General features: G+C 29.9%; 22 protein-coding genes. 14 read left to right on the top strand and 8 right to left on the bottom strand.

The features are described 5' to 3' along the window. Positions 1-2: 2 nt before the first annotated feature. The 3 genes from P8H50_RS06890 to P8H50_RS06880 all read right to left on the bottom strand — a co-directional run bounded on the left by P8H50_RS06890 (position 3) and on the right by P8H50_RS06880 (position 2738). Complete coding sequence (locus tag P8H50_RS06890) at positions 3-560, bottom strand: DUF2975 domain-containing protein (RefSeq protein WP_300207007.1); 558 nt, start codon at positions 558-560, stop codon at positions 3-5. 248 nt (positions 561-808) lie between these two features. Further along, entirely contained in the window at positions 809-2089 is a 1281-nt protein-coding gene (locus tag P8H50_RS06885) for a T9SS type A sorting domain-containing protein (RefSeq protein ID WP_300207004.1), read from the bottom strand. 7 nt (positions 2090-2096) lie between these two features. Continuing rightward, the gene (locus P8H50_RS06880; RefSeq protein ID WP_300207002.1) at positions 2097-2738 is read right to left on the bottom strand and encodes a protein-L-isoaspartate(D-aspartate) O-methyltransferase; all 642 of its coding nucleotides are present in this window, start codon (positions 2736-2738) and stop codon (positions 2097-2099) included. Positions 2739-2950: 212 nt separating this feature from the next. Between P8H50_RS06880 and P8H50_RS06875 the strand changes: the two genes are divergently transcribed. The 14 genes from P8H50_RS06875 (at position 2951) to P8H50_RS06815 (ending at position 15714) form a co-directional block, all read left to right on the top strand. Beyond that, positions 2951-3463: an OmpH family outer membrane protein gene (locus P8H50_RS06875; RefSeq protein ID WP_300207000.1), complete on the top strand. Its 513-nt coding sequence runs from the start codon at positions 2951-2953 to the stop codon at positions 3461-3463. Positions 3464-3549: 86 nt separating this feature from the next. Next, positions 3550-4509, top strand: a complete 960-nt coding sequence (locus P8H50_RS06870) for a Gfo/Idh/MocA family oxidoreductase (RefSeq protein WP_300206998.1) — start codon at positions 3550-3552, stop codon at positions 4507-4509. 127 nt (positions 4510-4636) lie between these two features. Then, complete coding sequence (locus tag P8H50_RS06865) at positions 4637-5527, top strand: 3-hydroxybutyryl-CoA dehydrogenase (protein ID WP_300206996.1); 891 nt, start codon at positions 4637-4639, stop codon at positions 5525-5527. Positions 5528-5606: 79 nt separating this feature from the next. Next, positions 5607-6845, top strand: a complete 1239-nt coding sequence (locus P8H50_RS06860; RefSeq protein WP_300206993.1) for a DUF1015 domain-containing protein — start codon at positions 5607-5609, stop codon at positions 6843-6845. A gap of 176 nt (positions 6846-7021) precedes the next feature. Continuing rightward, positions 7022-7684, top strand: coding sequence for a YggS family pyridoxal phosphate-dependent enzyme (locus P8H50_RS06855; protein WP_300206991.1), 663 nt, complete (start codon positions 7022-7024; stop codon positions 7682-7684). A gap of 32 nt (positions 7685-7716) precedes the next feature. After that, positions 7717-8064, top strand: coding sequence for a four helix bundle protein (locus P8H50_RS06850; RefSeq protein WP_300206989.1), 348 nt, complete (start codon positions 7717-7719; stop codon positions 8062-8064). Between the two features lie 47 nt (positions 8065-8111). Beyond that, the gene (locus tag P8H50_RS06845; protein WP_300207175.1) at positions 8112-9473 is read left to right on the top strand and encodes an exonuclease domain-containing protein; all 1362 of its coding nucleotides are present in this window, start codon (positions 8112-8114) and stop codon (positions 9471-9473) included. After that, positions 9474-11438 (top strand): DUF3857 domain-containing protein, encoded by a 1965-nt coding sequence (locus tag P8H50_RS06840; RefSeq protein ID WP_300206987.1) that lies wholly within the window; start codon positions 9474-9476, stop codon positions 11436-11438. It begins immediately after the preceding gene. A gap of 27 nt (positions 11439-11465) precedes the next feature. Beyond that, the gene (locus tag P8H50_RS06835) at positions 11466-12326 is read left to right on the top strand and encodes an ion transporter (protein ID WP_300206984.1); all 861 of its coding nucleotides are present in this window, start codon (positions 11466-11468) and stop codon (positions 12324-12326) included. 9 nt (positions 12327-12335) lie between these two features. Continuing rightward, a complete protein-coding gene (gene miaA, locus P8H50_RS06830; protein ID WP_300206982.1) occupies positions 12336-13265 on the top strand; it encodes a tRNA (adenosine(37)-N6)-dimethylallyltransferase MiaA in 930 nt (309 codons plus the stop codon). Between the two features lie 61 nt (positions 13266-13326). Further along, complete coding sequence (locus tag P8H50_RS11075; RefSeq protein ID WP_366900967.1) at positions 13327-13815, top strand: hypothetical protein; 489 nt, start codon at positions 13327-13329, stop codon at positions 13813-13815. A gap of 85 nt (positions 13816-13900) precedes the next feature. Further along, positions 13901-14719 carry an MBOAT family O-acyltransferase gene (locus P8H50_RS11070; protein ID WP_366900966.1) on the top strand — a complete coding sequence of 273 codons (819 nt, stop codon included), beginning with the start codon at positions 13901-13903 and terminating at the stop codon, positions 14717-14719. A 3-nt stretch (positions 14720-14722) separates the two neighbouring features. Further along, positions 14723-15052: a hypothetical protein gene (locus tag P8H50_RS06820; RefSeq protein WP_300206980.1), complete on the top strand. Its 330-nt coding sequence runs from the start codon at positions 14723-14725 to the stop codon at positions 15050-15052. Between the two features lie 344 nt (positions 15053-15396). Next, positions 15397-15714: a hypothetical protein gene (locus P8H50_RS06815; RefSeq protein WP_300206977.1), complete on the top strand. Its 318-nt coding sequence runs from the start codon at positions 15397-15399 to the stop codon at positions 15712-15714. A gap of 70 nt (positions 15715-15784) precedes the next feature. Here P8H50_RS06815 and P8H50_RS06810 read toward each other — a convergent pair whose 3' ends face one another. The 5 genes from P8H50_RS06810 to P8H50_RS06790 all read right to left on the bottom strand — a co-directional run bounded on the left by P8H50_RS06810 (position 15785) and on the right by P8H50_RS06790 (position 20686). Further along, on the bottom strand, positions 15785-16489 hold the full coding sequence (locus P8H50_RS06810; RefSeq protein ID WP_300206975.1) for a response regulator transcription factor: 705 nt from the start codon (positions 16487-16489) through the stop codon (positions 15785-15787). A gap of 4 nt (positions 16490-16493) precedes the next feature. Beyond that, complete coding sequence (locus tag P8H50_RS06805) at positions 16494-18020, bottom strand: HAMP domain-containing sensor histidine kinase (RefSeq protein ID WP_300206973.1); 1527 nt, start codon at positions 18018-18020, stop codon at positions 16494-16496. Positions 18021-18127: 107 nt separating this feature from the next. Continuing rightward, positions 18128-18721, bottom strand: coding sequence for a dephospho-CoA kinase (coaE, locus tag P8H50_RS06800; protein ID WP_300206970.1), 594 nt, complete (start codon positions 18719-18721; stop codon positions 18128-18130). Further along, positions 18718-19647: a YbbR-like domain-containing protein gene (locus P8H50_RS06795; RefSeq protein ID WP_300206967.1), complete on the bottom strand. Its 930-nt coding sequence runs from the start codon at positions 19645-19647 to the stop codon at positions 18718-18720. The genes coaE and P8H50_RS06795 overlap by 4 nt, the downstream gene beginning before the upstream one ends. Positions 19648-19681: 34 nt before the next feature. Beyond that, on the bottom strand, positions 19682-20686 hold the full coding sequence (locus P8H50_RS06790) for a glycosyltransferase (protein ID WP_300206965.1): 1005 nt from the start codon (positions 20684-20686) through the stop codon (positions 19682-19684). Positions 20687-20721: the final 35 nt, after the last annotated feature.

The raw sequence follows: 20721 nt of genomic DNA, 5'->3' as shown, positions 1-20721 counted from the left end.
ATCTAAATGGTTAATTCGTTTTCGTTCTGTATTTCTATACCTCTTTTTACAATCTGAACAATTACAAAAAGAATAACAGCCATAAAAAGCCAAACATCCGCACCTGCTATATGCAATATTTGTATATCGGCTTTTTCAAAACCTTGTTTAGTTAGCCATAAAGAATATTTAAAACCAGAATAGGAAAATAAACCAATGACTAAAGCAAAATAGGATAAGTTTAATATGAAACGTCTTAAATCCAAACTGAAAGGTTTGAATATATTTAGTTTCTTATCCCAGAAGAGCTTTAGAATAAAATAAAACATAACCGCCTTTAATACAGCGACAATAGTCATCGTCAAGGTTATAGCTAAGAAATGTCCATAATCATAATCATAAAGACTTGATAGATAATCCGAACCTTCCCAAAAGTAATTTATGCCATTAGGACTAATAAAGAGCGAAATAAAAGTATTTATAGCAATTGCACCAGCTTCAATACAAAGACCAATAAAAATAATCCAAGAAAGAAATTGTAACACTTTCAAAATTTGATTAGTTATGATTTTAAATTCCATGAGATGTTGTTTAATTAAATATTATTACGCAATATTAATAAATATTTATTGATAAACAATATATTTTTATTCTTTTTTTAAAAACTAAAAAAACCATAAAAACTATACCAATATAAAATTAATTGCTAGTAACAGTATAATTACCAAAGTCCTCACGGACTTTCTATCTGTGATTATTTGCTAACTTCGTTAATTAACCACGCAACTAATCTTATGCAAAACCTATAAACGAAACGTATAAAAACGCACTACTCTTTTACCATTTTAAAAATCCTAAAAGACTTTTCTTTAGAAACTTTAAAGAAATAAATACCTGATGCTAATGCATTGGTATTTATAGTTTCTTCATTAGAGTTTAATGGTATAATTCTTCCTAAAGTATCAAAACATTCAATTTTTATAATTGGTTTGTTTTGTGCAATAGTAATTGTATTATTAAAAGGATTTGGAAATAGTTTTATGGTTTCTAGTTCGTTTTCAAAAACAGAAAGAGCGCTACAATCTAGATTAACAGAAGCGCTCGTTGTAAAACTTCCATTATTTACATACCAATTTTGCCAACTTCCTCCACTTCCTGAAGTCCAATCGCTTAAATCAAAATAGTTTTCGCCAGTGGTCATTCCTGGTACTTTATACACTTTAACAGCTTCACCGCTTTTATTCCAATGTAAAGGGTTACCAGTTGTACAATTCTCAGGTAAATAGTCTGCTAAATTGCAATTGGTTTGTAGAAAAAAAGCATGCTCTTCGTAATTTGGGTAATCACCATACACATAGGATTTACCATCATTACCTATACAAACAGCTGTATATTCGTTACACGCAATCCCAAAAGAACGTGCGTTGTTATCTGTTGCAAAACGTGCTAAAAAAACAGTATGTCTGGATCGTCTATCTGGATCATCGTAATGCGTATCTGTAATTACATTTTCTAGAAAAGGAACATTTAAAAAATCGTTATAACCTAAAGACACTCTATTATGATAAGGATTACTTAATGCTTGTGCGTTAGTAACTGTACCATTCTCTGCATCAAAATATGAGCTACCCAAAATAGCCATACCAGCACTTGTCCCACCAATAACGCCTTGTTTTACATTAATAAAATTATTTAATGCAGCTTCTACTGCATTGTCTTTAAAAAAGCTAACGTAATCGTATTGGTCTCCACCAGCAAACCAAATGGCTTCGGCCTTTTCTATTTTATCTAAAACATAAGCGTTTGTAGCACCAGCTTCTGTATTAATTACAAAAGTGCGCACAGAATTTATTGTGACTCCTAAATCTGTATAAAAATAATTGTTATAACCATCGCTTCCAGAAGCTCTTAAAACCACAACATCTCCTCCATTTGCTTTATTTAAAAACCAAACCATAGCTTCATCGCTTTCGCTGGCTCCACCCATTAAACAAACTCCAGAACTTGGTGTTACAGTTAAATCTGCTGTATTTCCTGTATGGTATTCTATATAACTTTGAGAAAAGCTATAACAACTAAAAAACAGAAACAAATAGTAAAAAGATTTCATAATAATTTTAATTCTTATCCTCCAAAAGCGGTACAAATCTAAATTCACCAAATTCGGTTTTCTCAAATGCTTTCAAACCTGTTCTAACAAAAAGCGTCATTATTTGAACGTTTTCACCAACAGGAATTACCAAACGACCACCAATTTCTAATTGTGCCAATAATGGCTTAGGAACAAAAGGTGCTCCAGCAGTTACAATAATACTTTTATATGGTGCTTGCTCAACCCAGCCTTTATAACCGTCTCCAAAAATAAATTTCTTTGCTCTGTAACCTAATTTAGGCAAAAACTTACTAGTTATTTTAAACAATTCCTGCTGCCTTTCAATGGTGTAAATTTTTGCTCCTAATTCACATAATACTGCAGTTTGGTAACCACTTCCAGTTCCAATTTCTAGAACTTTATCGCCTCTATTAACCTCCATTAATTCCGTTTGAAAAGCAACAGTATAGGGTTGAGAAATGGTTTGGTCTGCAGCAATAGGAAATGCTTTGTCTTGATACGCGTGATCTAAAAAACCAGAATCCATAAACAAATGCCTTGGTATTTTTCCTATGGCATTTAAAACGGCATCGTTTGTAATACCTTTGTTTTTAAGTAAAGTAACTAGTTGTTGTCTTAAGCCTTTATGTTTATATGTATCGTGCAAAATTAAGCAAAGTTTAATGCCATAAAAATACTAAAATCTTCTAATTGAAACCTCCCATTTATATTATTATTTCTAGTACAAAACACCTATTTTTGAAAAAATGTTTAAGAAACCAATTAACACCTTTTTAAGTTTTGTGTTAATGGCATAAACATTGCTTTAACTAAAACTGAAAATAGTTTCAACTTTAAAAAAATAAAACAATAAAAATTATGAAAATTAAATACTTATTTTACTCATTAGTAATCCTTTTTAGCTCATATACAGTAACAGCTCAAACAAAGGTAGGTACAGTTAATATTAACGTTATAGTTACTAAATTACCTGAAATTGGAAAAGTAAAAACTGGAATTGAAGACTATGAAAAACAATTACAGAATGATTTAAAATTAAAATTAGAAGCCTACGAAAAAGAAGTTGAGGCAGCTAATAAAGTTTTTGCTACAATGGATGATGAAGCTAGAAAGAAAAAGCAGCAAGACATTTTTAATTTAGAAACTGATATTCAGAAATTTAGACAAAATGCCGCTGAACTAGTTCAATTAAAACAAGAAGAGCTCATGCGACCACTTTTTAGTAAGGTTGGCCAAGCAGTTTCTGAAATTGCAAAACAAGAAAAATACACTCAAATTTTTACGCTAGATGGAAACGAATTAGCCTACATTGATCCTTTATATGATTTGACACTTAAAGTCGCCGAAAAACTTGGCATAACTTTAAAATAAACAAAAAAAACGAAATTGGTAAAAAGATGAATAAGAACGTAAATTAAAAAATTAAAAATCTTATTTTTGAAAAAAACGTAAAAAGAATGCTAAACGCTGGAGTTTTAGGTGCTGGACACCTTGGAAAAATTCATTTAAGATTACTAAATCAGTCTGAAAAATATAACCTTATAGGTTTTTATGATTCTAGTGAAGAAAATGGTAAAAAAGTAGAAGCAGAATTTGGTTACAAATACTTTAATTCTATTGAAGCTTTAATAGACGCAGTAGATATGGTAGATATTGTTACACCAACACTCTCTCACTACGATTGTGCCAGGCAAGCCATTGCAAAAGGCAAGCACATTTTTATAGAAAAACCTATAACCAATACAGTTGAAGAAGCCGAAACGTTAAGAACTTTGGTAGCAGAACATGGTGTTAAAGGTCAAGTTGGACATGTAGAACGTTTTAATCCTGCTTTTAAAGCCATAAAACACCAATTAAACAACCCAATGTTTATTGAGGCACATCGTCTTGCAGAATTTAATCCAAGAGGAACAGACGTTCCTGTGGTTTTAGATTTAATGATTCATGATATTGATGTTATTTTAAGCGTAGTACAATCTAAAGTTAAAAGTGTGTCTGCAAGTGGAGTCTCTGTTATTAGTGATACACCAGACATTGCGAACGCAAGAATAGAATTTGTAAACGGCTGTGTTGCAAACTTAACAGCAAGTAGAATTTCATTAAAAAATATGCGTAAAACAAGGTTTTTTCAAAAAGACGCCTACATTTCTGTAGATTTTTTAGAAAAGAAATGTGAAGTTGTAAAAATGAAAGACGCTCCAGAAATACCAGGAGATTTCGATATGATTCTTCAAAACGCAGAAGGTATAAAAAAGCAAATTTATTTTGATAATCCTGAAGTAGCTAACAATAACGCTATTTTAGATGAGCTTGAAACTTTTGCAGATGCTATTAATACCAATACAAAACCAATAGTAACCTTACACGATGGTACAGAAGCCTTGCGTGTAGCAACAATGATAATTGATCAGTTTTAAAATTTAGTAAGCGGTAAGCAAGCAGTCATCACTTTTCAGTCTTACTCGAATGAAAATCTCAAAGCATTGTAAGACCATAAAATAAGATATATTAACGCCTTTGCGGAAATAAAAAAATAAATAATTTATGAAAAACGTAGCAGTAATTGGAGCAGGAACTATGGGAAATGGTATCGCTCACACCTTTGCACAATCAGGTTTTAAAGTACAATTAATAGACATTAGTGAAGCCTCTTTAAAAAAAGGAATAGCAACTATTTCTAAGAATTTAGATAGAATGGTCGCTAAAGAAAAAATTACAGAAGCAGATAAAGCAGAAACCTTAAGCAACATAACAACATATACAAGCATAACAGAAGGTGTAGAATATGCAAGTTTAGTTGTAGAAGCTGCAACAGAAAACATCGATTTAAAATTAAAAATTTTCAAACAATTAGACGAAGCTTGTCCAGATGATACTATTTTGGCAACAAATACCTCTTCTATTTCTATAACACAAATTGGTGCTGTTACTTCTCGTCCAGAAATGGTAATTGGAATGCATTTTATGAATCCTGTACCAATTATGAAACTGGTAGAGATTATACGTGGTTATAATACTAGCGATGAAGTGACCAATACCATTATGGAGTTATCTAAAACCTTAGGCAAAATACCTACAGAAGTTAACGATTATCCTGGATTTGTAGCCAATAGAATTTTAATGCCAATGCTTAACGAATCTATTGAAACATTATACAATGGTGTTGCAGGAGTTGAAGAGATTGATACCGTTATGAAACTTGGTATGGCACATCCAATGGGTCCATTACAATTAGCAGATTTTATTGGCCTTGACGTATGTTTGTCTATTTTAAACGTTATGTACGACGGCTTTAAAAACCCAAAGTATGCACCTTGTCCTCTATTAGTAAACATGGTTCGCGCAGGAAAACTAGGTGTGAAATCTGGTGAAGGATTTTATAATTATTCTGAAAGCAGAAAAGCAGAACATGTTGCGAAGCAGTTTTTGAAGTAAATAATCCTAGTCGTAGTTTACTGTAGCAGAATCTGTTTTACATAGTTCTACTCCTAAACTAAAACTGAAAACTAAATACATGGCAGTAATAAAACCTTTTCGCGCAGTAAAACCAACACGAGACAAAGTTAGCCTTGTAGCCTCACGTTCCTACCAAAGTTATACGCAAGCAGAACGCGAAGCACGTTTAGATTACAATCCGTTTTCATTTTTACACATTGTCAATCCTGGTTATAAATATGACAAGGAAATTTCTGGAGCAGGACGCTATCAGTTGGTTAAAAATCGCTATTCAGAATTTAAAGAAGATGGTGTATTTGTTCAAGATAAAAAGCCTTCGTTTTACATTTATAAAATTGTAGATCGCGACCAACAAACTTTTAATGGCATTGTAGCTGCTGCAAGTGTTGAAGATTACCAAAACGATGTTATAAAAAAACATGAAGATACCATTGCCAGCAGAGAAATTGTTTTTAAAGACTACTTAAAAAAGGTAGGTTTTAATGCAGAACCTGTGCTCCTCACCTATCCTGATAGTAAAGCCATTTCATCTATTATGGCAGAAATACAAGAACAACGTGCAGAATTCGAATTCACAACAACCTATCGCGATACGCATTACCTTTGGCAAATAGATAGCGAAGCACATATAAATACTATTACAGAGGCTTTTGAAGCAATGGAAACGCTTTATATTGCAGATGGTCATCACAGATCATCTTCCTCACTTTTACTTTGTAAAGATTTAAAAGCTGAAAATAAAAGGCATAAAGGAGATGAAACTTATAATTTTTTTATGAGTTTTCTAATCCCTGAGTCTGAATTACGCATACATGAATTTAACCGATTAGTTAAAGACTTAAACGGTTTAACCAAAGAAGAATTTTTAATACAATTAGATACTTTATATCGCATAGAAAATAGAGGAATTATGCCATACAAACCATCGAAAGTGCATCATTTTAGTATGTATTTAGATGGCGAATTTTATTCTATGTATTTACGTAAAACAAATTATAAGTTTAAAACCTCTTTAGAGGAACTCGATGCACAACTACTCTATCAAACCATTTTAAAACCTATTTTAGGAATTACAGATTTACGAAGCGATAAACGCATAGATTACCTAAGTGGAAAAAAAGACATCATAAATCTTAAAAGCAAAATAGATAATGGAGAGTTTACAGTTGGTTTTGGTATGGTTCCTGCTACAATAGAACAAATGAAACACATTGCAGACGATGGACTTAAAATGCCACCTAAAAGCACATACATTGAGCCTAAATTAAGAAGTGGTGTCACTATTTATGAGTTTTAAATAACAGGCGTTTTAAGTAGTTAGTCATTAGTAGTCGTTCTCTGTATTCCAAAAATTGATGGAGTAGAAGAGTCTAAATTTAGAGAGATGTGAAACATGAAAAAAATATTTAATCCATTTCATTTTTTTAGAAATGATTGAGGACTATTTAAAATAAATAACAATAGATTTAATTAATGAGCATAAAACAAAACCTAAACAACATAAAAAACACACTCCCAGAACATGTAACACTAGTTGCAGTTTCTAAAACTAAACCAGTGAGCGATTTAATGGAAGCCTATAATGCTGGACAACGCATTTTTGGAGAAAATAAAATCCAAGAAATGGCAGGAAAGCACGAGCAAATGCCAAAGGATATTGAGTGGCACATGATTGGACATGTACAACGCAACAAGGTAAAATACATGGCACCTTTTGTAGGCTTAATTCATGGTGTGGAGAGTTTTAAATTACTTAAAGAAATAAATAAGCAAGCATTAAAACACAACAGAGTTATAGACTGTTTGCTTCAAATTAAAATTGCTGAAGAAGAGTCTAAATTTGGAATGCGTCCTGAAGAAGCTAAAAACATATTACTATCTCAGGACTTTTCAGCATTAAAAAACATAAAAGTAACTGGCGTTATGGGAATGGCAACGTTTACCGATAATACTGAACAAATTGAAAAAGAATTCAAACTTTTAAAAGCTACTTTCGATACTTTAATAACACTAAAAACAGAAAATTGTAAACTACAAACTATTAGTATGGGAATGAGTGGAGATTACCAATTAGCAATTGCTTGTGGTAGTACAATGGTTCGTGTAGGAAGTAGTATCTTTGGCTATCGTAACTAATAGTTAAAAACTAAAAGTTAATAATTATACTCATGAAAGAATCAATTTTAAAAACTAAAAGTTATGATTTTGCTTTAAAAATTATTTCAGTGTATAAATCTATTTCTTCTAAGCATAAAGAATATACTTTATCAAGACAACTACTAAGAAGTGGCACTTCTATTGGTGCTAATATTAGAGAAGCAGAGTTTGCTCAATCAAATAAAGAATTTATAAGTAAAATGAGCATTGCTCTTAAAGAAGCTAACGAAACAGAATATTGGATATCTTTATTAAAAGACTCAAATTATTTAGATTCAGAAACTAGTAAAACACTTATTTTTGCTAATAAGGAATTAATAAAAATGTTAGTTTCTACAATTAACACAATGAAATCTTAGAGTAAGTAACTTTTAGTTTTTAACTATTAACTTTTAACTTTATATTTATTTACGCAATATTAGACATAGAAACCACTGGTGGTAAGTATAATGAAGAAGGCATAACAGAGATTGCTATTTATAAATTTGATGGTCATGAAGTTGTAGACCAATTTATTAGCTTAGTAAATCCGGAAAGAGATATCCAACCATTTGTTGTAAACCTAACTGGTATAAATAGTAAAATGCTACGTAATGCTCCTAAATTCTTCGAGGTTGCTAAACGTGTAGTAGAAATTACTGAAGGCTGCATACTTGTAGCACACAATGCCAAATTTGATAATAGAATATTAACGACAGAATTTAAACGCTTAGGTTTCGATTTTGATCGGGAAACATTATGTACCGTGGAGTTAGCAAAAACGTTGATTCCAGATTTACCATCCTACAGTCTTGGGAAATTAGTACGCTCTTTAGGTATTCCTGTTACAGACAGACATCGTGCCTCTGGAGATGCACTGGCAACTGTAAAACTCTTTAAATTGTTATTAAATAAAGATGTAGAAAAAACCATTATTCAAAAATTTTTACGCAAAGAACCAAAATTACAATTAGAGCCAAAACTAATTGAAATTATTGCAAATATGCCATCGGTTACTGGAGTGTATTACATACACAATAAAGAAGGTAAAATTATTTACATAGGAAAAAGTAAAAATATTAAAAAACGAATTAACCAGCATTTTACTGGAACAGATAGAAAATCTAAAAAAATTCAATTACACGTAGCCACAGTAACTTTTGAAGCCACAGGAAGCGAACTCATTGCTTTATTAAAAGAAAGCCACGAGATAAAACAAAACAAACCTATTTTTAATCGTGCGTTAAGAAAAACATTATTTTCTCATGCTTTATATAGCACTACAGACACCAACGGTTATATAAACTTAACCATAGATATTTCAGATGGTCGTAAAAAAGCCATTACTACTTTTACCAATAGACAAAGTGCTAAAGATTTTTTACATCGCGCAGCAGAAACGTATACTTTATGTTTAAAACTTTCAGGTTTAGAAAAAACCCTTAACAGTTGTTTTAAATATGAATTAAAAGAATGTGAAGGCGCCTGTGTTAACGAAGAAAATACAACACTTTACAATAAAAGAGTAACCGATTTTATAGAAAAATACAGCTATAAAAACCAAAACATGATTGTAATAGATAGAGGTCGTGAAATTGAAGAACGTAGTGCCATTTTAATAGAAAATGGTGTGTTTGCTGGCTATGGCTTTTTCGACTTAAACTACCAATTAAATAATATTAAAATATTAAAATCTATTATAACTCCTATGGAAAATAATAGACATACACAGCATATAATACAAAGCTATTTACGCAAAAACAAACGCCTTAAAATTCTTAAATTTTAAATGAAAAAAATCGCAACCACACTAACCTTTTTACTAATTACATTTATTAGTTTTTCTCAGGCAAAATTTAATGCTTCTGGTTACAACGTAACTAACGATGATTTAACCATTAATACATATAGTAAAGACTCTACAGCAAATGCTTTAGTAATTTACGAGTATGGAAACTCTTATGTAGACCCAGATGATTTTAGATTAAAAACCGAAATAAAACGTAAAATCAAAATTTTAAACAGAGATGGTTTTAGTAAAGCAGATATTTCTGTTTTGTTATATAACAATAGTGATAGAAAAGAAAAGATTACAGATATAGTAGGCACAACATCTAATATGAATGCTAATGGTACTGTAGATATACAGAAACTAGATAAAAGCCAGGTTTTTACCGAAAATTATAACAATAACTATACTTTAGTTAAGTTTACAATGCCTGACATAAAAGAAGGTTCTGTTATTAAATACAGCTATACTTTAGACACACCTTTTATGTTTAATTATAAGTCTTGGTATTTTCAATCAGATATACCAACACTTTACAGCGAATATCATGCAAGTATTCCTGCTAATTACGAGTATAACATTAAACTTGTTGGAGAAATACCACTTTCTGTAAATACTTCAGATATAGAGCATGACTGTTTAAGTACATCTACAGGTGCAAAATCAGACTGTTTTAAGTCGGTTTACGTTATGAAAGACATTCCTGCATTTATAGACGAAAGGTATATGACTACAAGAGAAAACTACATTTCTAAAGTAGAATACGAGCTCAAAGTGTATAAAGGTTTTGATGGTGGAGTAGACAATATTACTAAATCTTGGAAAACAGTTGATAAAGAGTTTAAAACCGAAAAAAGTATAGGTAGACAATTAAATAAAGGCTCTTTAGTTAAGGATTTACTCTCTACAGAAATAACCAAAGAAAAAGACCAACTTAAAAAAGCACAAGTAATTTTAGAGTATGTGCAGAATAATTATAAGTGGAATGGTGAAAACAACATATTTGGTGAGGTAGATTTAAAAAAATTGGTAAAAAATAAAGTAGGACGATCTTCAGAAATTAACTTACTATTATTTAATTTATTAAATGAAAATAACATTCAAGTCCTTCCTGTATTAATGTCTACAAGAGGTAATGGATTACCCACAAAAATATTTCCGGTAATTTCAGAATTTAATTACATTATACTTCAATCAACAATTGATGGAAAAGAATATTTTCTAGATGCCACAAGTCCCTATTTATCTTTTGGGCAACTGCCATATCGATGTTTAAACCAATACGGAAGACTTCTCGATTTAAAGGAAGGCAGTTATTGGGTAGATATTAAAGTTGAAGAAAATGCAGCTGCAAGTTACATTGTAGAAACTAAAATTGAAGATGACATAGTTAAAGGTAATTTAGAGCACAAAACTACAGGCTACCAGTCTAACGATTTAAAAGAAGTCTATTTTAAAAACAAGTCTGGTTACATTACAGATTACCAAAATAATAACACAACATTTACTGTTTTAAATCATGATGTAAATACCACACAAAAAAATAGCAGCGAATTTTTGGAGACAATAGAATTTGAAATCGACTCTGAAGTTATTGGTAGCTCTATTTATGTAAATCCGTTTATTACTACTTTTTTCGACGACAACCCATTAAAACTTCAAGAACGCACTTATCCTATAGATTTTGGTTATAAGGATTCTTACACTTACATTTATAAGTTAGCTTACGATGCTAATATCTATGAAGTAACAGAACTCCCAGAAATAAAAAAGCATCAATTACCAAATGGCACAGGAACATTGTTAATGAATGTAAGCCAAAGCGATTCTGAAATTATTATCTATTTTAAATTTAATTTTAAAGACGCAATTTATAACCAAAATTATTATCCTTATTTAAAAGCGTATTTTAGTACTATTATAGATTTACAAAAAAACTCACTTATTATTTTAAAGAAAAAATAGGTCGTTATAATTTAGTATTTTTGAAATATGAACACTTTAAAAAAACAAAATTGGAAAGATAAACTCTATGAGATTATCTATGAAGCAGATACTCCTGCTGGAAAAATTTTTGATGTTGTGTTACTTATATTTATACTCGCTAGTATAGCGTTAGTAATGCTAGAAAGTGTAAGTTGGATAGATTCTAAATACCACAATGCATTATATATTGGAGAATGGACTGTTACCATCCTTTTTTCTATAGAATACATTGCAAGAGTAATAACAGTAAAAAAACCAACAAAATATATTTTTAGCTTCTATGGTGTTATAGATTTTCTGTCTACAATCCCAATGTATTTGTCATTCTTTTTTGTTGGTGGCCACGCGCTTGTTGCTTTAAGAGCATTACGTTTACTAAGAATTTTTAGAGTTTTAAAATTAGCTAGGTATTTAGGTGCTTCAAACCAGTTAGCTTCTGCAATAAAGGCAAGTCGTGCAAAAATATCTGTGTTCTTATTTGCTGTAATTATTGCATCCATAATTTTTGGAACCTTAATGTATTTAGTAGAAGGTGAAGAACATGGTTTTACAAACATACCAAAAAGCGTGTATTGGTGTATTGTAACATTAACTACAGTTGGCTTTGGAGATATTGCGCCAGAAACACCATTAGGCCAGTTTATTGCAACTATTATCATGATTATGGGTTATGGTATAATTGCAGTTCCAACAGGTATAGTTTCGGCAGAATTTACCAGAAAAGTAAATAACGAAGAAAAGAACAATAATGCTGAGCCAGAAAAAATACATCTTAACTCACAATCGTGTAGAAACTGTTTAGCTACTAGACACAAAGATGAAGCCGAATATTGCTATAATTGTGGGCACAATTTACACATTGATTAAATCAATACTTTGAGTTTTAAAAACAAATATCTTATCGCTATTGTTGGACCAACAGCAATAGGAAAAACAAGTTTAAGTATAAAACTTGCTCAACATTTTAAAACCGAAATACTCTCTGCAGATTCTAGACAGTTTTACAAAGAAATGCAAATTGGCACTGCTGCTCCTACTCTAGATGAGCTATCTCAAGCTAAACATCATTTTGTTCATCATAAATCTATTAAAGACAACTATAACGTTGGTGCTTTCGAAAAAGAGGCCATTGCAACATTAAATACTTTATTTAAAAATCATGAAGTGGTTATTATGGTTGGTGGATCTGGATTGTATGTAGATGCGGTAACAAAAGGATTAGATTATTTTCCTGAAGTTGATAAAAGCATCAGACAGCGCTTAAATAAAGAATTAGTTGATAACGGACTAGAAGCGCTTCAGCTTCAGCTTAAAACACTAGATATCACGTCTTATAACACTATTGCAATCGATAATCCACAGCGTGTAATACGTGCTTTAGAAATTTGTATTGGAAGCAATAAACCTTATTCTTCATTTTTAAATAAAAACAAAAACAAACGCAACTTTAAAACTGTAACTATAGGCTTAACTGCAGATAGAGACATAATATATAACCGTATTAATAAGCGTGTAGATATAATGATGGCCAAAGGACAACTTGAAGAAGTAAAAACGCTTATAGAGCAACAACATCTTAATGCCTTAAACACTGTTGGCTATAAAGAGTTATTTAATTATTTAAACAAACAATGGACTCTTGATTTTGCTATTGAAGAAATAAAAAAGAATTCACGCAGGTTTGCAAAGCGCCAACTTACCTGGTTTAAACGCAATAAAGACACCTTGTGGTTCGATTATAACACAAATATTGAAACTATAAAAAAGACTATTGCTTTAGAACTAAAAAAGCATGAAACCAATTAATTATTGAGCATAACTTTAACAAACTTAAATTACTATGTAATTTAATTCATTAGATTTTGCTTTGTTTTTACCCATAGTATTTATACTCTATTGGTTTGTTTTTAAAAACAAGCTTAAATCTCAAAACATAGTATTACTCATATCTAGTTATGTATTTTATAGTTTTTGGGATTGGCGCTTTTTAAGTTTAATTTTAATAAGCACACTTGCCGATTATTTTATAGGAAAAGCGTTATCTAAAACTAATGCTCAAAACCACAGAAAACAACTACTCTACTCTAGTATTCTCTTAAATTTAGGATTGCTTTGCTTTTTTAAATATTACAACTTTTTTATAGATAGCTTTACCACAGCGTTTAGCTTTTTTGGACAAACTATTTCTGTAAATTCATTAAATATAATACTTCCAGTTGGTATTAGTTTTTACACCTTTCAAACATTAAGTTATACCATAGATGTATACAGAAAAAAAATAGAGCCAACAAATAACTTAATAAACTTTGCTGCATTTGTAAGCTTTTTTTTCCGCAACTTGTTGCTGGACCTATAGAAAGAGCAGCACATTTATTACCTCAATTTTCTACTAAAAAACAATTTACTTTTACTAATGGAAGAGATGGTTTACGCCAAATACTTTGGGATTATTTAAAAAAGTAGTGATCGCAGATCAATGTGCAAAATATGTAGATGTTATATTTAATAATGCAGATGATTATTCTGGAAGCACCTTGTTTCTTGGAGCTATTTTATTTTCTTTCCAAATTTATGGTGATTTTTCTGGCTATTCAGATATAGTAATTGGTACAGCTAGACTATTTGGTTTTAATTTAAAACAAAATTTCGCGTTTCCTTATTTTTCAAAAAACATAAAAGTCTTTTGGTCTCGATGGCATATTTCATTAACTACTTGGTTTCGAGATTACCTTTATATTCCTTTAGGAGGAAACAGAAAAAGCAAGCTAATTACCTTAAGAAATATATTTATTGTATTTGTAGTTAGTGGCTTCTGGCATGGTGCAAACTGGACGTTCATTATTTGGGGAATTGTTCATGCTATATTTTTTATTCCATATTATTTTTCGAATAAAAAAACAGCAATAAAAAACAATAAATATAAAGCCTTAGGTCTTAATATAGTTAAAACGCTTTTTACATTTACTTTAGTAACTTTAGCTTGGGTGTTTTTTAGAGCAGATACCATTACTCAAGCTTTAGAGTATTTAAATGGTGTTTTAAGTCTATCTCTATTTACTATTCCAGAAATTAGACCAAAATATTTATTTTTTACGTTTCTCTTTTTTATTGTGATAGAATGGTTAGGAAGAAACAACCAATATGCTATTGAACATCTTTCTATAAAATGGTACATAAGATATCTTTTTTATTATGCTATAACTATATTAATATTAATGGAATCTGGTAATTCACAGAGTTTTATTTATTTTCAATTTTAAGTCATGAAAAAATTCTTAAAAAAACTAGCTTTATTCTGTACACCATTTTTTATTCTATTAATTATAGGCTTTAATTTAGACATTCTAAAAGTTTTTAAGTCTTATGATAATTATTATGATAACGATAATCTTGTAGCATTAAATAGAACTTTAGTTTCTACAAAAATCTTTAAAAAAACAATGCCTCTGAAAACTATAACGCTTTTATTTTTGGGAGTTCAAGATCTCAAGCTTTTAAAGCAAAATCATGGAAAAAGTACTTACCTGAAAATGCTAGTGTTTTTCATTACGATGGCTATACCGAAAATTTATATGGTATTTATAAAAAAATAGAGTTTCTGGATTCGCAGCATATTAATTTAGAGCATGCTTTAATTATTATTGATAGAAGCACATTAATAGGTACAGAAAAAAGAGATACGCATCATCAAATAAATCCAATTGTGTTTAATGATGTCTCTGCTGTAAAATTCTATTGGCTGAATTTAAAAGCATCTCTTAATCCTAGATTAGTAATATCATATATTGATTACTCGCTCTTTAAAACGTATAGGTCTTATATGAAAAATCATATTAGGCGTTATAAATATCCTGATACCTATACTCCTATTAGTAATGACATCTATTATGATTATGATAAATTAATTGCTGAAGATTCTTTAGCTTAATATAAACACATGAGTAGTAAATTTTATAAAAGACCAATAACCAATTATAAAAAGGCTGAAGTTTCTAACGAAGAAATTAAACTTTTAAAAGCCATTGAAACCATTTTAGAAAAACATAAAACATCCTACAAAATAGTAGTTTCACCTTTATACGATCAAATTCCTTTAGAAAAAGAACAATTAGAATTATTAAAACGTGTTTTTAAACCTAATTCAGTATACAATTTTTCTGGTGATAACGAATTAACTAGACCTATTAGTAATTTTTACGAGCAGAGTCATTACAGACCAGTTGTCGCTAATAAAATTTTGGATAGTATCTATTAAAAAAATATTGAATAAAAAAACCTACATATAACTATACATGTAGGCCTTTTTTAAAATTTTATAGTCGGTTTTATTGATTTACAACTAATCTAAAACCTTCTCCATGAATATTAAGTATTTCTACTTTATCATCAACTTTTAAATACTTACGTAATTTAGCTATATAAACGTCCATACTTCTAGATGTAAAGTAGTTATCATCTCTCCATATTTTTGTTAATGCTAATTCTCTAGGCATTAAATCGTTTTCGTGTAATGCTAACAAACGTAATAATTCGTTTTCTTTTGGAGACAGTTTTACAGCTTCACCATCTTTATAGGTTAAGAAACGTAATTTAGAATTTAAATCGAAATTCCCAATTTTAAACTCAAATTGTTTGCTATCTGCTACTGTCTCTGTTGCTTTTCTGGTCATGATTGCTTTAATTTTCATTAAAAGCACTTCACTATCAAAAGGCTTATTTAGGTAGTCGTCTGCTCCAACTTTATATCCTTTTAAAACATCTTCTTTCATTGCTTTTGCAGTAAGGAAAATAATTGGCACATCGGCATTTTTTTCTCTTATCTCTTTAGCAAGTGTAAAGCCATCTTTATAAGGCATCATAACATCTAGAATACAAAGATCATAATCCTCTTTTTTAAACTTCTCGAAGCCTTCCATACCATTTTTAGCATGAACAACTGCATAGTCATTCATCATTAAATAATCTTTTAAAACCGTTCCAAAATTTGGATCGTCTTCTACTAATAATATTTTTTTTTCTTGTTCATCCATAATATTACGATATTAATGGAAGCTTAATTGTGAAAGTGCTTCCTTTATCTTTTTCACTTGTTAATGATATATGACCACTATGGTCTTCTACAATTCTTTTTACATAAGCCAAGCCTAAACCATGACCTTTTACGTTATGTATATTTCCTGTGTGTTCTCTATAAAATTTTTCGAAAACACGTTTTGTAGCAGCTTTACTCATTCCGCTACCTTGATCTTTAATACTTACTAAAATATTATTACCAACATTTACAGTTTCTACAGTAATTATTGGTGCTTCTGGTGTGTATTTAATGGCATTGTCTAAAATATTAACTAAAACATTTATAAAATGCGTTTCGTTTGCTAAAACAGAAGACTTAGTTGCCATAAGCTCTGTTTCTATACTACCTTGCTTATCTTCAACAATTAATTCTACATGAGAAATAGCATCTTCAATTAGGTCGTGTAAACTTATACCTTCCTTACTAATGTTTAGCTCGTTTTTTTCAAGTTTAGATATTCTTAACACATTTTCCACCTGTGCATGCATACGTTTATTTTCTTCACGAATCATTCGTAAGTAGCGTGCTACCTTTTCTTTATCGTCTATAATTTTAGGATTCTTAATAGAATCTAAAGCTAAATTTATAGTTGCAATTGGTGTTTTAAATTCATGTGTCATGTTATTAATGAAATCTGTTTTGATTTCAGAAATTTGACGTTGTTTCATTATTTGTATTAATGCTGTTATAAAAGCTATTAATATTATTGATGTAAACAAAACAGATAAACCCAACATACCTAAAACAGAAGACCATATAAATTTATCTCTTTGAGGAAAATTGACTAATAATTTATAATTACTGTTACCATTGTCTCCAGAAAAAATAGGAAATCCTAAGGTATTTTGGTTTTCTAATTCAAAATTTTCTGTTTGTACTTTAGTTGCTAAATCATTACTATATATGGCAAACTCATAATTAACATCTATTCCGTCTTGCAATAGTTTTAATTTAAGCAATCTATCTATTTCTTCTCTTGAGGTACGCTTGTGTATTGGCTTTCTGTAGGCAAAATTTTCATAATGTGTTTCGTACATTATATCTTCTGTTTTACCTATTTGGCTCAATAAAGCGTCAGATGATTTTTTACCATCTATCTCACTAGTTTTATAGATTTTGGTTTCGTTTTCATTAATAATTTTTTTAATGCTTGTACTATCTAAACCTATGTCAAAGAGCGCAGAAGATAATTTATAATTCTCTTCTAAAATGGCATTTCTGTAAACAAGGGTTTCGTTATTTGCTTGATTTTCTTGCTTAATGTAAAGATTAATTATAGCTGTAGTATCTTTATTTACTTCGATACCTTGCTCTAATAGTTTTCTTACTTTAATAACGTGGTCTCTGTACTCTTCCTTCTCTATTTTTTTAGAGACATGAATTAATGCCTGCTTTACTGTAAAATTAAAGTTGTTTTCTTTGTTACTAATGGAATTAGAAATGTAATAGCCTTGAACAAATATGATACCTATTAGAGATAAACTCATAAGGATTACCAGCACAAAAAACACTTTTTTACTCATCCATTCAAAATTAATATTTTAACATTTAGTAAGCGACGCATTTAACCTTACATTAACACAAATGTTAAAATTCAAGCTTTAGCACTTAATTTTAAGAGTTTTTTGTGTGTTTTTAAAACCGCTTCTTTTGTAGAATCAAGATTTGTGTTTACAATAACAAAGTCTGAAAGGCTAGATTTTATCTCATCTTTCCATTGATTAGCTATAATGGCTTCAACCTTTTCTTTACTTGCATGATCTCGTTTCATTACACGAGCAATACGTTCTTTCTCTGGCGCAATAACAGTTATTATATAATCGTAGTTTTTATAACTTCCGTTTTCAAAAAGTATTGCAGCTTCTTTAATTGCGTAAGGTGCTTTTTGTTTTTTCTTCCATTTCTTAAAATGGTTTCCAACTTTTGGGTGCACAATCGCATTCATTTGTTCTAAAAGCGCTTTATCGTTAAAAATGGTTTTCGCTAAATAAGGTCTATTTAAGGTATTATTTACATAGGCTAATTCTCCAAAAAGCGCAATAAGTTTTCGTTTTATTACTTTAGAGGTATTCATTAACCGTTTAGCTTCATCATCTGCGATGTAGATAGGAATACCAAGAGCTTCGAACGCTCTGGCAACTGTGGTTTTTCCACTACCTATTCCACCTGTAAGTCCTACGGTTATCATTCTGAAATTATATATTCTATCTTTTGTTGGTGTAAACGCGATGTTTTAATGGCTTTTGGAAATTTAACTAACTTTGTTGATAAGTAAGACGATGTGTTACTGTGCTCGTTAAAATCGCACACAATTTCAAAGTCACTTTCTTTTATTGAGTTATAACTTTCTAGGCTTGTATAAAAAGACAAATTAATTGTTTTTGGAAAAAAGTTTACTTCTAAATTGTTAGGAATATTAATTATTTTAATGGGTAGATTAAAAGTACCTTCAGTAAATTTTTCTGTTTTAACATCAATACTCACCGTTTTTGTTTTTACTAGTATTTGTGAATCTAATGCTTCAATCTTTAATTTTAATTGTGTACTAAATGGCTTATTAATATTATTCTTTTTAAGAGGTTCGGTTTCAATAAAATTTAAAGTGTTAAGTAAAGACTGTGGGCCAATAACTTTAACAGAATCTGGTTTCGTTTTAAGATCCTCTAAAACATTGAAACCAGGACTAAATTTAATTTCTATATTGGGCTTAACTGGAATTATTTTTACGGCATTAATATCTACTTTAAAAAAAAGAGAGTCTGGATTAATTGTTTTTACGTCTATGTCTTTACCAAATTGCAGATTTATTCCAGCAAAGCCTCTAGATAAAGACCAAATAAACAAAGAGTCACTTTTTCTAACTTCGTTTTTAAAATCTATAGCAATAGAAGGTGTCTTTGTATAATATTTTAACCATGCAAAACCATTTGTAGACATGGTTAAGTTTAAAGTATTTAAAGAATCGTTAAGTACAATCATTTCTTCTGGTACATTTTCTAAATTAACTTTAAACTTAACTGTACTTGTATAGTTTGCAGATAGTCTTGAGAGCACTAAAATAAAGAAAGCTAATAAAAAGAATATTAGAAACACATTTAGTTTCTTGCTTCTCATAAACGTTTTTATTTTACTTGGGACTAAAGACATATTAAATTTTAAAAAATAATTTTGGAAATTGCTTCTCTGGGTTGCGTTTTAAAATACCAACAAAAAATGTAGATTTTAAAAAACCAATACCATAACCAAAAAACTGTATTGTTATAGCTATTAAAGATTGAAAAGCAACGATAATATTTTTTGTTTCTATTAAAGCTACAATAAAAGCCAAAATATAATACCCTAATATAAGATATATTGGTAGCATTAAATTAAAAAAAGCAGCTAAAACAGAAAGTATAAAAGCCAAAACAAATGCAATAGGAAACCAGTAGGTTATTTTTTTTGTTGAAGGATGCCAAGTATTTAAAATTGGTCTAACCATTCCAAATTTTTTAACTTGAGTATAAAACTTCGACCATGAAATTCTTCTTTTATGATAAACATAAACCGTTTCAAAAAAAGCAGTATCAAAACCCAAATTCCATAAACGTATAGATAAATCAGGATCTTCACCTGGATGAATTCTTCCAAATCCTTGGGTAGCGTTAAACGCTTTTTTCGATATTCCCATATTAAAACTTCTAGGCTGAAACTTATTTACACTATTTTTATTTCCTCTTATTCCACCTGTTGTAATAAAAGAGGTCATACTAAAATTAATAGCCTTTTGAAGGTTAGTAAAAGAGTGGTGTGCAGCATCTGGTCCTCCAAAACAATCTACATATTTTGCTTTTAAGTTTTTTTCTAATTCAATTACATAGTCTTTTGGTAAAATACAATCGCTATCTAGAATAATAAAATAATTACCTTTTGCCTTTTGCATACCAAAATTTCTAGAGTCTCCAGGTCCAGAATTTTGTTTATAATAATAAGATATATTAAGCTGTGATTTAATATTATCTACAACTTGTTTTGAGGTTATTGTAGAACCATCTTCTACAATAACAATTTCATATTCAATAGGAGGCTCTTGTATCAAGAAACTTTCTAAGAGTTCTAGAATCTCGTTTGGACGATTATATACTGGTATTATAAATGAAAAAAGCAATTGCATAACACAAATGTAAACTAATGTAAATAAAAAAGCCA

The organism is Lacinutrix sp. (assembly GCF_029238095.1).
Taxonomy (GTDB): domain Bacteria; phylum Bacteroidota; class Bacteroidia; order Flavobacteriales; family Flavobacteriaceae; genus Lacinutrix.
The sequence above is the reverse complement of the archived record's forward strand: the minus strand, read 5'-3'. Positions and strand labels throughout refer to the sequence as shown.

Excerpts from the sequence above, each read along its gene's own strand:
- P8H50_RS06805 (WP_300206973.1), bottom strand. The coding sequence starts at position 18,020 with ATGAGTTTATCTCTAATAGGTATCATATTTGTTCAAGGCTATTACATT.
- P8H50_RS06820 (WP_300206980.1), top strand. The coding sequence starts at position 14,723 with ATGAAAAAATTCTTAAAAAAACTAGCTTTATTCTGTACACCATTTTTT.
- coaE (WP_300206970.1), bottom strand. The coding sequence starts at position 18,721 with ATGATAACCGTAGGACTTACAGGTGGAATAGGTAGTGGAAAAACCACA.
- P8H50_RS06810 (WP_300206975.1), bottom strand. The coding sequence starts at position 16,489 with ATGGATGAACAAGAAAAAAAAATATTATTAGTAGAAGACGATCCAAAT.
- P8H50_RS06855 (WP_300206991.1), top strand. The coding sequence starts at position 7,022 with ATGAGCATAAAACAAAACCTAAACAACATAAAAAACACACTCCCAGAA.
- P8H50_RS06890 (WP_300207007.1), bottom strand. The coding sequence starts at position 560 with ATGGAATTTAAAATCATAACTAATCAAATTTTGAAAGTGTTACAATTT.
- P8H50_RS06860 (WP_300206993.1), top strand. The coding sequence starts at position 5,607 with ATGGCAGTAATAAAACCTTTTCGCGCAGTAAAACCAACACGAGACAAA.
- P8H50_RS06790 (WP_300206965.1), bottom strand. The coding sequence starts at position 20,686 with ATGCAATTGCTTTTTTCATTTATAATACCAGTATATAATCGTCCAAAC.
- P8H50_RS06885 (WP_300207004.1), bottom strand. The coding sequence starts at position 2,089 with ATGAAATCTTTTTACTATTTGTTTCTGTTTTTTAGTTGTTATAGCTTT.
- P8H50_RS06875 (WP_300207000.1), top strand. The coding sequence starts at position 2,951 with ATGAAAATTAAATACTTATTTTACTCATTAGTAATCCTTTTTAGCTCA.
- P8H50_RS06870 (WP_300206998.1), top strand. The coding sequence starts at position 3,550 with ATGCTAAACGCTGGAGTTTTAGGTGCTGGACACCTTGGAAAAATTCAT.
- P8H50_RS06835 (WP_300206984.1), top strand. The coding sequence starts at position 11,466 with ATGAACACTTTAAAAAAACAAAATTGGAAAGATAAACTCTATGAGATT.
- P8H50_RS06865 (WP_300206996.1), top strand. The coding sequence starts at position 4,637 with ATGAAAAACGTAGCAGTAATTGGAGCAGGAACTATGGGAAATGGTATC.
- P8H50_RS06840 (WP_300206987.1), top strand. The coding sequence starts at position 9,474 with ATGAAAAAAATCGCAACCACACTAACCTTTTTACTAATTACATTTATT.
- P8H50_RS06795 (WP_300206967.1), bottom strand. The coding sequence starts at position 19,647 with ATGAGAAGCAAGAAACTAAATGTGTTTCTAATATTCTTTTTATTAGCT.
- P8H50_RS06850 (WP_300206989.1), top strand. The coding sequence starts at position 7,717 with ATGAAAGAATCAATTTTAAAAACTAAAAGTTATGATTTTGCTTTAAAA.
- P8H50_RS06815 (WP_300206977.1), top strand. The coding sequence starts at position 15,397 with ATGAGTAGTAAATTTTATAAAAGACCAATAACCAATTATAAAAAGGCT.